General features: G+C 44.9%; 8 protein-coding genes. 6 read left to right on the forward strand and 2 right to left on the reverse strand.

The window, feature by feature from the left end; genetic code table 11:
- Window positions 1-41: 41 nt before the first annotated feature.
- From AC060N_RS19390 to AC060N_RS19400, 3 genes are all read left to right on the forward strand, one after another.
- Entirely contained in the window at window positions 42-1,310 is a 1,269-nt protein-coding gene (locus tag AC060N_RS19390; RefSeq protein WP_153640602.1) for an ABC transporter permease, read from the forward strand.
- Window positions 1,311-1,367: 57 nt separating this feature from the next.
- Window positions 1,368-2,471 carry an efflux RND transporter periplasmic adaptor subunit gene (locus tag AC060N_RS19395; RefSeq protein ID WP_479525155.1) on the forward strand — a complete coding sequence of 368 codons (1,104 nt, stop codon included), beginning with the start codon at window positions 1,368-1,370 and terminating at the stop codon, window positions 2,469-2,471.
- A gap of 78 nt (window positions 2,472-2,549) precedes the next feature.
- Window positions 2,550-3,905 carry a TolC family protein gene (locus AC060N_RS19400; protein WP_479525156.1) on the forward strand — a complete coding sequence of 452 codons (1,356 nt, stop codon included), beginning with the start codon at window positions 2,550-2,552 and terminating at the stop codon, window positions 3,903-3,905.
- An 88-nt stretch (window positions 3,906-3,993) separates the two neighbouring features.
- Here AC060N_RS19400 and AC060N_RS19405 read toward each other — a convergent pair whose 3' ends face one another.
- Window positions 3,994-6,198, reverse strand: a complete 2,205-nt coding sequence (locus AC060N_RS19405; protein WP_479525157.1) for an alpha-galactosidase — start codon at window positions 6,196-6,198, stop codon at window positions 3,994-3,996.
- A gap of 290 nt (window positions 6,199-6,488) precedes the next feature.
- Here AC060N_RS19405 and AC060N_RS19410 point away from each other — a divergent pair, with 290 nt between their 5' ends.
- The 3 genes from AC060N_RS19410 to AC060N_RS19420 all read left to right on the forward strand — a co-directional run bounded on the left by AC060N_RS19410 (window position 6,489) and on the right by AC060N_RS19420 (window position 9,773).
- Entirely contained in the window at window positions 6,489-7,817 is a 1,329-nt protein-coding gene (locus tag AC060N_RS19410; RefSeq protein WP_479525158.1) for an efflux RND transporter periplasmic adaptor subunit, read from the forward strand.
- Window positions 7,818-8,117: 300 nt separating this feature from the next.
- Entirely contained in the window at window positions 8,118-8,495 is a 378-nt protein-coding gene (locus tag AC060N_RS19415) for a GxxExxY protein (RefSeq protein ID WP_479525159.1), read from the forward strand.
- A gap of 282 nt (window positions 8,496-8,777) precedes the next feature.
- Window positions 8,778-9,773 carry an IS110 family transposase gene (locus AC060N_RS19420; protein WP_479524294.1) on the forward strand — a complete coding sequence of 332 codons (996 nt, stop codon included), beginning with the start codon at window positions 8,778-8,780 and terminating at the stop codon, window positions 9,771-9,773.
- 813 nt (window positions 9,774-10,586) lie between these two features.
- Here the strand turns inward: AC060N_RS19420 and AC060N_RS19425 are convergent.
- On the reverse strand, window positions 10,587-11,549 hold the full coding sequence (locus tag AC060N_RS19425; protein ID WP_479525160.1) for a PorP/SprF family type IX secretion system membrane protein: 963 nt from the start codon (window positions 11,547-11,549) through the stop codon (window positions 10,587-10,589).
- Window positions 11,550-12,138: the final 589 nt, after the last annotated feature.

Genomic DNA, 12,138 nt, shown 5'->3' on the forward strand with positions numbered 1-12,138 from the left:
CTCAGAATCAAGAAATCAATAACCTGCATAAAATCCTGATCATGTTTGACATTGAACGCTGGAACGAAATATGGAACGCCCTGACGAAGAACAAACTCAGGAGCTTTCTCACCGCCTTTGGGGTTTTCTGGGGAATCTTCATGTTGATTGTCATGACCGGGGCCGGAAACGGATTGAAACACGGTATTTACGACGGTGTATCCAAGTTTGCTGTTAACTCCGCTTTCATGTGGACACAGCGAACCGGCGAGCCTTACAAAGGCTTCAAACGCGGCCGTTTCTGGAATATGAACTCAACCGATGTCACCTATATCGAAGATCACGTTCAAGGCATTAAATACCTGGCTCCAAAACTCTTTGGATGGCGGGAACGCAGCGGCGATAACACCGTTCGCGACAATCGTACCGGCGCCTTCAGTATCGTGGGCGACTACCCGGTTTATACCAAAATTGACCCGGTTACCATGGTAAAAGGCCGCTGGATCAACGAAATTGATATACTTGACAAAAGAAAAGTGTGTGTGATTGGTGAAAAAGTTGAGGAAAGTATGTTCGATAAAAACGAGAACCCTATCGGGAAGTATCTCAAAGTGTCGGGCGTATATTTCCAGGTCATCGGGGTACTGAAACCCGAAACCCGCGTCAACTTTAACGGACGGAAGGAAGAGACCATCTTCCTTCCATTCACCACCATGCAACAAGCATATAATTATGGCAACGAAGTTCACCTGATTGCTGTCACTTCAAAAAAAGGTGTTTCGGTTAGTAGCCTGGAAGATCAAATTACAAGCATCATCAAGAAGCGGCACTACATCGCCCCGAATGATGACCAGGCACTCAGAAGTGTGAACATCGAGAAGCAATTCAAACAGATGAACGGCCTTTTCCTCGGCATCAGCATTCTGACCTGGATTGTGGGTATCGGCACATTAATGGCCGGCGTAATTGGTGTAAGTAACATCATGTTGGTAATCGTGAAAGAACGTACCCGTGAAATTGGAATACAGCGTGCCCTGGGTGCAACACCCAAAACCATCATTTCCCAAATTGTACTCGAAAGTGTGGTTCTGACCACCCTGGCCGGATACATCGGACTGTCATTGGGCGTCGGGCTCCTGGAGCTTATCAGCAACGTTTTGGCAAAAATGAATAGCAGTGGAGACGGCATGTTCTATAAAGATCCGACTGTCGATCTTCCGGTAGCACTTGCTGCATTAGCCGTATTGATTCTGGCAGGATTGTTTGCCGGCTCTATTCCGGCCAAGCGGGCTCTGCAAATCAAACCTATCGACGCGTTACGCGACGAGTAATCAACGCATGAAGAGATAAATAATATCAAGTAGAATAAACCACAAAATCTGCCTAAAATGAAAAAGTTTTTCAAAATCTTCGGATTCGTTTTACTGGGGGCTATATTCCTCGGAACACTGGGTTTCCTGTACCAAAAATCGCAGGCAAAACCAGAAGTATTTAAAGATGAAACTCCACTGATTACCAATATCATTCAAAAGACGGTGGCTACCGGTTCGGTAGTTCCGCGAAAAGAGGTGGAAGTAAAACCGCAGGTATCAGGAATTATCCAAAAACTCTATGTACAAGCGGGCGACAAAGTAAAAGAAGGCGATATTCTGGCGAAGGTAAAAATCATTCCTGATATGGTGAACCTGAATGCCGCAGAAGCCCGCGTTGCCAAGTCCAAAATCAGCATGGAAGATGCGCAACTGGATTACGATCGCGTTTCGAAACTATTTAAGAAACAAGTGGTTTCCCGTGAAGATTACCAGAAGTCGAAAATTGCATACGAAGGAGCCAAAGCCGAAGTGGAAGCTGCCGAAAACAACCTCGATTTGATTCGCAAAGGGGTAACCAAAAGCTCGGAGAAAACAACCAACACATTGATTCGCGCTACCATCACAGGTATGGTGCTCGACGTACCGGTGAAAGTGGGAAATTCGGTTATCCAGTCGAACACATTCAACGACGGAACCACCATTGCCACGCTGGCCGATATGAATGACATGATTTTCGACGGGAAAGTTGATGAGACCGAAGTTGGAAAAATCAGGGAGGGCATGCCCATTGAGCTGACCATCGGGGCCATCGAGAATGAGAAATTTGATGCGACGTTGGAATACATTTCACCGAAAGGGGAAGAAGAAAACGGAGCTATTCAGTTCGAAATTAAGGCGAAGGTCAACCTGAAGAAGGACCAGTTCATCCGTGCAGGATACAGTGCCAATGCCGATATTGTACTCGCTCGTCGCGACAGCGTACTGGCTGTTCCGGAAGGTTTGCTGCAGTTTGATAACGATTCGGCTTACGTAGAAGTGGAGACTCAGCCGCAACAATACGAGAAACGCTACGTGAAAACCGGTCTGTCCGATGGCATCAACATCGAAATCAAGGACGGAATTACCAAGGATGACCACCTGAAAGGTGCCAAAGTAGAGCCGGGATCGCAGAATAGTTAAAAATAATTTCCCCGAAAGGGGCAACACCCAAAACGATTGAGTAAATTAGCATAACGTCGAAATAAAAAATTATAATCCATGAGTCGACTAATCTATGCCATCGCTTTTTTAATACTGGTAAGCATTAGCAACATATTGAAAGCACAGGATACACAGGACACACCTGATGCCTGGTCGCTGAAAGAGTGTATTGACTATGCCATTCAAAACAATATCCAGGTTAAACAAAGCGAGTTGAGCACACAATACCAGGAAAATTTATTGAGTAAAGCCAAAACCGACCGTTTTCCCAGCCTGAGTGCACAGGCTTCGCAAAACCAGAACTATGGTCGTTCGTTGACCTACAATAACACGTACGAGAATATCAACTCCTCGGAAAGTGACCTGAATCTGAATACAAATGTTCCAATCTTTCAGGGTTTTCAGATCAACAACAACATCAAAAAGAGTCAGTTTGATCTGAAGGCTTCGATGGAGGATTTGCAAAAGGCGAAGGATGACATTACCATGAATATCGCCTCTGCTTATCTGGAGATCCTTTTCTCGCAAGAGTTGGTAAAAGTTTCACAGGAACAGCTGGCTGTTACGAAACAACAGATTCAGCAAACCCAGGAAAAGGTGGATGCCGGAGCTCTGGCCAAAGGCAGTTTGCTGGATATCCAGGCACAGGCGGCCAAAGAGGAATTGACCCTGGTGGATAACCAAAATCAGCTGAAGTTGAATTACCTGAAACTGGCTCAGTTGCTCGAACTTGATTCTTACAAGAATTTCGACATTCAGAAGCCGGAATTACCCGAGATTAAAGCGGAGGCTTCCCTCGTTTCAGCAACTGAGATATACAAGAGAGCCCTGGCATTGTGGCCGGACGTTAAATCGTCAGAATACAAACTGCAGAGCTCGCAATATCAACTGAAGGCTGCCAAAGGAGCTAATTATCCGACCATCACGGCGTATGGCTTTTATTATAACTCGTACAACAATAAATACACCGATTTGAACGGCGATAAGATTCCGTTCAGTGATCAGCTGAGCAACAACCAGCGAAAAGGTTTTGGTCTTCAGATGAACATACCGATTTTCAATCGTCTGCAAAACAAGACCAATATCGATAACGCCAAAATCGATGTACTCAGCAAACAACTCGATGTAGAAAATTCCAAGAAGGTTCTCCGAAAGGACATCGAAACGGCTGAAACCAATGCCATTGCAGCGCTGAACCGGTACACATCGAACCAGAAGGCGGTAGCAGCCATGCAGGAAGCTTTCCGTTATTCGGAAGAGAAATACAATGTTGGTCTGGTGAACGCATTGGAGTACAACCAGGCAAAGAACAACCTGGCCAAAGCACAATCGGATTTGCTGCAAGCCAAGTACGAATTCATTTTCCGCACCAAAATCCTCGACTTTTACCGCGGAATTCCCATTGAATTGTAATCCGAAAGATTTTGTGAAAACTTTATTCCATATAAAAAGCCGCCTGAGCAATCGGGCGGCTTTCTTTTTATCTTACCAGGAAGAAGAATTATTTCACTTCCTCTAGTTTCAGAACGACACTGGTTCGCTGTGCATTCACATCAGGATTAAATCCGATTTGCATCAGGAAATCGCCGCTAAAAACCTGATTGGGTTTCAATGTCGATTTCGTACCCGGATAAAGGTTAATTTCTTCAATCCGGTATTTCTTCGATGCATCCAGCCCTTTGAAACGAATCGGCAACTTGCTCCCTTTTCCAAACCTGTTATTCACCAGGTAGCTGAAAACTACCCCCGAAGATTTTGCCTTATCGACATACATCACCGATGCCACCTCGTTGGTAAACGGATCGGCCAGACGATACTGGTCTCCGTGCCAGACAATGTTCTTGAACGAATCGTAAGTTTTCACAGCCTCGCGGCAAAACCGAAGGTCCTTATCATTCAAATGGCTGATATCGATATCAAATCCCAGTTTGCCCATCATGGCCACATCCGTACGGAATTTCAGTGGTTGTTTGCCCCAGGCGGTCACGTGATTGCTGGTAGCAACGGCCGGATAGAAATAGGAATATTCCCACTGAATAAAGATACGTTCGAGCGGATCGGTATTATCGCTGGGCCAGAATTCGGTAAAATACTTCAGGGCCCCGTAATCGACACGACCACCGCCTCCTGAGCATAACATCATCGGGATGTGCGGATATTTCTTCCGGATACGGTCCAACACTTTATACAGTCCCCGCACATAATCGATGTACAAATGCGACTGGTTACCCAAATAGGATGAATGCGCGTTATAAATCACCGAGTTGCAATCCCACTTAAAATAGGCCAATCCCGGATTTTTCGTCAGTAAGTTGTCCACAATATGATACACGAAATCCTGCACTTTCGGATTGCTCATATCCAGCACCAACTGATTCCGGAAGTAATATTCGGGCCGGTCGGGCTGTTTGATGATCCAGTCGGGATGCTGATGGTACAATTCGCTTTTCGGATTCACCATTTCAGGCTCAATCCAAATACCAAACTTCACACTGTCTTTGGTTGCCTCTTTTACCAACGAGAAAACACCATCGGGCAGTTTCTTTTTGTTGGCCTGCCAGTCGCCCAGGCCAGCATGGTCGCTGTTCCGCGGATATTTATTTCCAAACCAGCCATCGTCAAGCAAAAACAGGTCGACACCCAACTTCCGGGTATCCTTAATTAGCGCCTTCAATTTATCTTCATTGAAATCGAAGAAGGTCGATTCCCAGTTATTGAGCAACGTCAGGCGGGAGCCTTCGCCATCCATAATCTGGTATTTGCGGGCCCAGTCCTGCAATTGCCGGCTGGCCTCTCCTTTTCCTTTACTGGAAAGCACTGTGATAAACGGCGGCGTTTTAAACTCTTCCCCGGGCTTGAGCGAATACGTCGATGCGTAGTTGTTCATTCCGGCAATGATGCGCAGGTTGTCCTGCGGATCAACTTCCAGATCGAAACGAAAATTTCCACTCCACTCCAGTGCACCATAAAGTACCTCTCCTTCATCCTCGGTGGAAGGTTTGTTAAGCGAAACCATGAAAACCGGTGGATGAAACAGATCGGCACGGGTGCCCAACTTAGTGTCCAGCGTTTTGATACCGTGCGTCAGTTTCGATACTTCGGGCTGCATCTCTTTGGCCCAATCGCCATGAAATTGCCGGAGCCAGTAACTCTTCCCTTTGAGACAAAGATTCGCCGATGCAAATTTGTGCAGCTCCACATTTCCCTTCTCGTGATGATCTATTACGCTCCATTGCTCGATGACATCTTCTTTGAAATATGACTTATAGTAAAGGGTTACCTCAAAATCGTACACCGGATCTTTGAGTTCCACACTCAGCAACGAAACATCATTGCTCACCTTTTTTACCTGATGGCTAACATATTTTAGTGCCAACGAATTGTTCCCGTCGGAATGAGTAACTGTGATGGCAGGTTCCAGCAGGTTGCGCGATCCCGAAGGCGTATAAGCAGCGTCGTACATGCCGGTGTAGTCCTGTGCTTGTCGGTACTCCCCGGGAATTTGAGCATATTCGCCAGGTGAGGAAAGTTTCTTTCCGTAGTAAATCATGTTGACATTTTTCCCTTTGGTCACCTGAAGAATCAAGGCATTGTGAGCTGTTTCAACCGGGATAGTCTGTGCTTCAGCTTGCAATACCATAAATGGCAAAGTAAGAAATGCCGCCAACAATCCGGTTTTCCGGAGAAATCGTGTTCGTCGCTTCATGTGTCAGTTATTTTTATTCTTAGGTTGAATCAAAATGTATGATATACAATATCCCCAAATTTAAACATAATCCATAAGTTCCAGCAAGAAACTAATTCCCTTGAACTATTTTTCGCCTTTAAAATAGCTCTTTAGCCGGACCTCTAACGGATTATCTCTTTATATAGAACTTAAAAAATAGTTTATGTTCATACACCGTTGCTTTTCGGTTAAAGGCAAATAATTGTAACTTTAAGGAACTTACTTTCGTTCTGTGGCAAACCAAATAGTCAATTAACACCGTAACCCGTATGAAGAAGAAAAAAAGGAATTTTCGTCTGCTTATCATCCTGGCTTTTGCACTTATCATTCTGCTTATCATAGGTAAAAAAGCCGGCTGGTTCGGAAAAGATTTTGCTACCCGGGTAGCCGTTGAAAAAGCAGAGAAGAAAGATATCACTGAGCTCATTACGGCAAACGGAAAGATTGAGCCGCAAACCGAGGTAAAAATCAGTCCGGAAGTTCCCGGTGAAATTATTGAACTTCCTGTGAAGGAGGGTGACGAAGTAAAAGAAGGTGACCTGCTGGCCGTTATCAAGCCCGATATTTACATTTCCAACCTCAACCGGTCACGTGCCAGCCTGAATACCCAAAAAGCGCGGTTAGCACAATCGGAGGCCCAACTCACCGAAAAGAAACTGGCTTTCGATCGCTCGAAACAACTTTTCAAACGGCAAACCATTTCGCAGGCCGATTACCAATCGGCGGAAGCTGCTTATAAAGTCGCTGTTTCGGAAGTTGAAGCCGCTCGTTTCCTGGTAAAGAGTGCCGAATCAAGTGTACAGGAATCGGAAGAAAACCTGACGAAAACCAAAATCTATGCTCCTATCTCGGGAACGATTTCGAAACTCAACGTCGAAAAAGGGGAACGCGTTGTGGGAACCAATCAGTTTGCCGGTACCGAGCTGATGACGGTTGCCAACCTCAACAGCATGGAGGTAAAGGTTGAAGTCAATGAGAACGACATTGTGAAAGTTCAGTTGGGCGATACCGCATCGGTAGAAATTGACGCCTATGTGAACCGGAAGTTCAAAGGAATTGTGACTGAAATAGCGAGTTCGGCTAATATATCCGGTACCTCAACCGACCAGGTAACCAATTTCGATGTGAAGATTTTACTGCTGCAAAGTTCGTACGATGATTTGCTGAAGAAACAATCGGAGCGCTATCCTTTCCTACCGGGAATGTCTGCAACCGTCGATATCCGGACCAACACCCGGAACGGCGTGATTACCGTCCCCATCCAGGCCGTTACCACACGTAGCGAAACCGGAGAAGCCAAAGCCGAAACCGCAGGTCTTCAACAGGTCAATGACGAGGAAACAAGCGACAACGGGAATGAACAACCCAAACCGGAAGCGAAGCAACATGAGGTTGTATTCGTGTACAATGATGGCGTGGTTCGTGAGAAGCAGGTCAAAACCGGTATTCAGGACAATGTCAACATCGAAATAGAGGATGGACTGAAAGGTGGTGAAGAGGTTGTTACCGCTCCCTACGGACTGATTTCGCGTACCCTAAAAGACTCCATGGCCGTCGAAGTCGTTCCAATTGACGAGTTGTATAAGACGAAGAAATAGCGATTCTATACGATAAATAAGACAAGTCCACGCTGTAGGGGCACGATACATCGTGACCGCCTGAGCCTGCGCAACGCGGTTTCATCAAATTAAAAGGCTCCTCGCAGAGAGCGCAAAGGTTGAACACGCGGAGAACGCAAAGAAAAGATGGGAATATTTAAAAATCGGATTCACCAATCTCTTTCAGCGAAAATTCCTACTTAACATGGGCCCCCTCTGCGGGCTTTGTGGTTCTTAGCGCACTTTGCGTGGGATCAAAAAGTTCCCCCCAAAAAGGAAACTGTTACCAGACTGAATCTTATGACAGAAAACGAAATCTCGCACAAAGTTATTGGAACGGCTATCTGCATTCATAAAAGTATTGGCCCGGGTCTGTTGGAATCGGCATACGAGAATGCACTTGCTTATGATTTACGATTAGCTGGTCTCAACGTCAAACAACAGGTTCCTATGCCTTTTATCTATAAAGGAGTAAAGCAAGATGTTGGCTATCGAATTGACCTTTTAGTTGAAAACAAAGTAATTATTGAAATCAAAGCTGTGGAACAACTAGCTCCGGTTCATTTTGCGCAGGTATTAACGTATCTAAAGTTGTCAGAGTTGCGTTTGGGATTGCTATTGAACTTCAACAGCAAAATTCTGAAAGAAAACATACACCGAATAGTGAATGGACTTTGAAACGGTTGATTGTTTTTTCAGTGATGCTTTATTAAGAGGTTAAAAGATTCCACGCAAAGGACCGTTAGACTTGCATTTTAATAGAGGAGTAAGTTTGGTTATACTCATAGCATAAATAAGAGACTCCCGTATGTAGCGTTACCTTTAGCAAAGGACCAGGTTTTAAACCTAATTTGCGTATTAAGAACTACATACGTTTGAGTTAAAGCCAGAGAGTATTTAGGGTATAACCCATTATCACGGTTTTTGCCACTCAATTGGAGCCTCTATAAATAAAACACTATGAGACAAATTTATGGTATCGATCTTTCAAAGGAAAAGTTTAATGTGAATTTTCTTTCTGAAGAGGGAATTATTAAAGAATTGGAAGTTAAAAACAACTACAATTCTATTTGTGAGTTTTTATCTGATTTACCTTCAAGTTCAACCTTATGCATCGAACATACAGGCATTTATGGTGACTTACTTATTTTTCTTGCTAACTGTTTTGAAGTAAGCATCAGTGCTGTTTCTGGCTATGAGATTAAGCACTCATTGGGTCTTCAAAAAGGGAAAAGTGATCCGGTAGATGCAGCCAGGATAAGAGAGTATGGGGAACGGTTTTCTGATAAACTAAGACCGGCTGAATATGCAGATGAGACCATCCATGAACTTCGTGAGTTACACAACTTACGGCAAGTGTTGGTGAAAAACAGAAAGATACTTTTAACGCAAGGGAAAGACAAAGGCAGGCTTCCGTTCAAGTCATTAAGAGCTCACTATATCGCAACTGAGGTGATCGCTGATCTAAGTGAACAAATCAGTTCAGTTGAGCAAGAAATACAGAAAATAATCAACGCCAACCAGGAATATGCTCAGAACAGTGAACTTATTTGCAGTATAAAGGGAATAGGACCTGTTACAGCCAATGAGCTAATCATAAAGACACATAACTTTACAAAGATCCGAACAGCCCGCCAGGCTGCTTCTTTTGCAGGAATTTGTCCCTTCCCTAACAGTAGTGGCAAGATGGTAAAAAAGCACAGAATAAGTTCAATGGGTGATCGATCATTAAAAACACTTCTGTATTTATGTTCAACATCTGCGATCACTTACAACAAAGAGATGAAAAACTATTATATCAGAAAGAAAGCAGAAGGGAAACCTTCTTATTTAGTACTAAATAATGTAGCCAACAAACTACTGAGAATAATTTATGCGATCCTGGAATCCGGACAAAAGTATGATATAAACTACTTGTGTCTTGATCCCAGAATAGCTGACAAAAAAGTAGCCTGAAAATTTGGATTAATCAGAGTATACGCAAAGAAAAGATGGGAATATTTAAAAATTGGATTCACCAATCTCTTTCAGCGAAAATTCATGCTTAACATGGGCCCCGTCTGCGGGCTTTGTGGTTCTTAGCGCGCTTTGCGTGGAAGCAAAAAATCCTCGCCGAGAGCGATAAGTTTTTACACGCAATGGGCGCAAAGAAAATAAAAGAGTCCACGCAGAGGATGCAGAGGTTGAACACGCGGAGAGCGCAAAGAAAAGATGGGAATATTTAAAAATTGGATTCACCAATCTCTTTCAGCGAAAATTCCTACTTAACATGGGCCCCCTCTGCGGGCTTTGTGGTTCTTAGCGCGCTTTGCGTGGAATCAAAAAATCCTCGCCGAGAGCGATAAGTTTTTACACGCAATGGGCGCAAAGAAAATAAAAGAGTCCACGCAGAGGATGCAGAGGTTGAACACGCGAACGCAAAGAAAAGATGGGAATATTTAAAAATCGGATTCACCAATCTCTTTCGGCGAAAATTCCTACTTAACATGGGCCCCCTCTGCGGGCTTTGTGGTTCTTAGCGCGCTTTGCGTGGAATCAAAAAAAGGTGCCACAAAGAGGCCAAAGAGTTGACATCCGAAGAACGCAAAGAACACTAACAAAGGTCAGTAAGGGAGAGTGAGCTATACGGAGCTCCGATGGCCCGGGGAAGGTTTCAATCACTGACCTGACATCGAAGCCGAACAATAGGAACAACAGAAACCAAAGGAACAATTTCAGCTCCAACAACCTATGGCGGAACCTGAAATCTGAAACCTGAAACGTCCTGGATTAGAAATACCGTGGTCCCATTCGGCGGCGGCGGCGACCGATGTTGAAATCGTAGCTGACCATGAATTCGTGTGTCCCGGCGTTGTAGTGCGCTTCGGACATGGTGGTCATATCGTAAGCATAACCAATTTTCAACTGCGGAGTTACATAAAACTGCAACAGTCCTCCGAATGAATTCTGATACCGATAAGTCGCTCCTACCCAAACCTTCTCACTAATCAGAAACTGCGCTGAAACATCGGCAGAAATAGGCGAATTCTCTGCATAGCGAACCAAAAACGAAGGTTTGAATTTCAGCGTACCATAACGTGATACATTGAATACCTGCGCTCCCATCAAGTAAAAGTGGAGCACTTCCGTCTGACTCAAATTGGTCGTCTCCTTTTGGATACTGTTTTTGAGAATTTTCGGAACGGATATTCCCAGGAAAAAGCGATCGCCATGCCACATCATGCCTACCCCAAAGTTGGGAAGAAATTTGTAGTTGATATCCTGTGCGAAAAGCGGGTCATTCGGATCGTTGATCTGAAGATCAGACAGACGAGCCTCATACAGGTTGAAACCAGCTTCCAAACCAAAGGAAATATACTGCCGGCGACTGTAACGACTGGCGCGCACACGGTAGGCATAGTCAAAATAAATCCCGTTCTGTTTGACCGGTCCCCAACTATCGTTGAAAATCGACACACCCAACCCAACATTGTATGAGTTAAGTGGAGCTTGTACGGTAACCGTGTTGGTCGAAGGAGCACCGTCGAAACCGACCCATTGCTGCCGCGAAAGAGCCGTCACATTCAGGGTACCCTGACTTCCTGCGTAGGCCGGCTGCACCGTCAGTACGTTGTTCAGGTACTGCGTAAAAACCGGATCCTGTTGCGCTTTTCCCACAAAGGGAAGGAACATCAGCACAACAAAAACTACCAGCAGGTTAGTCCGCTTTAATATGTTGGTTCGTTTTGTCAAATTAATTCAATTTCAATCTTTCAATTCCAAACGGTTCAAGGATTAGGGTGTAAGGATTTCCGTCCTTCTATCCTGAGCCCGTTCTATTTTGTCATTTTTCAAATATCATTTATCGGCGTTGGCGCCTTTGCTCCCGAAGCCTCGGGACAGCGTTACTAAACTTCAACCCTTTCGGGTTTATGAACGCTTTTCACTACACTTAATTCTACAATACTGCATGCCCTAAAGCCACCAGTTACCGTTTCCCGGGCCTCTGCTGTTCGCGGGCTGTCCTCCTCTGGAGGAGGTGGCCGCAGGCCGGAGGAGGATTGTAAAACTCCTACCGAGTATGGGCCCTTCCTTCTATTTCATTTCTACAATACTGTATGCCCTACGGGCAAACAGATGCTAATTTTCAAAACATCTAGGCCTCTGCAATTGCGTTCGAAACAGCGTTGGCTTTTCAAAACACTACATCGCGCGACCTTGATGAACACTTTTCTTCAATTTTTATTCTACAATATTGTATGCCCTAAAGCCACCAATTACCGTTTCCCGGGCCTCTGCTGTTCGCGGGCTGTCCTCCTCTGGAGGAGGTGGCCGCAGGCCG

It is taken from the genome of Prolixibacter sp. DSM 2831 (assembly GCF_056493735.1).

What these genes read in the sequence shown, in the direction of transcription:
- AC060N_RS19400 (WP_479525156.1), top strand. Translation starts at nt 2,550, where the DNA reads ATGAGTCGACTAATCTATGCCATCGCTTTTTTAATACTGGTAAGCATT.
- AC060N_RS19405 (WP_479525157.1), bottom strand. Translation starts at nt 6,198, where the DNA reads ATGAAGCGACGAACACGATTTCTCCGGAAAACCGGATTGTTGGCGGCA.
- AC060N_RS19415 (WP_479525159.1), top strand. Translation starts at nt 8,118, where the DNA reads ATGACAGAAAACGAAATCTCGCACAAAGTTATTGGAACGGCTATCTGC.
- AC060N_RS19420 (WP_479524294.1), top strand. Translation starts at nt 8,778, where the DNA reads ATGAGACAAATTTATGGTATCGATCTTTCAAAGGAAAAGTTTAATGTG.
- AC060N_RS19410 (WP_479525158.1), top strand. Translation starts at nt 6,489, where the DNA reads ATGAAGAAGAAAAAAAGGAATTTTCGTCTGCTTATCATCCTGGCTTTT.
- AC060N_RS19395 (WP_479525155.1), top strand. Translation starts at nt 1,368, where the DNA reads ATGAAAAAGTTTTTCAAAATCTTCGGATTCGTTTTACTGGGGGCTATA.
- AC060N_RS19390 (WP_153640602.1), top strand. Translation starts at nt 42, where the DNA reads ATGTTTGACATTGAACGCTGGAACGAAATATGGAACGCCCTGACGAAG.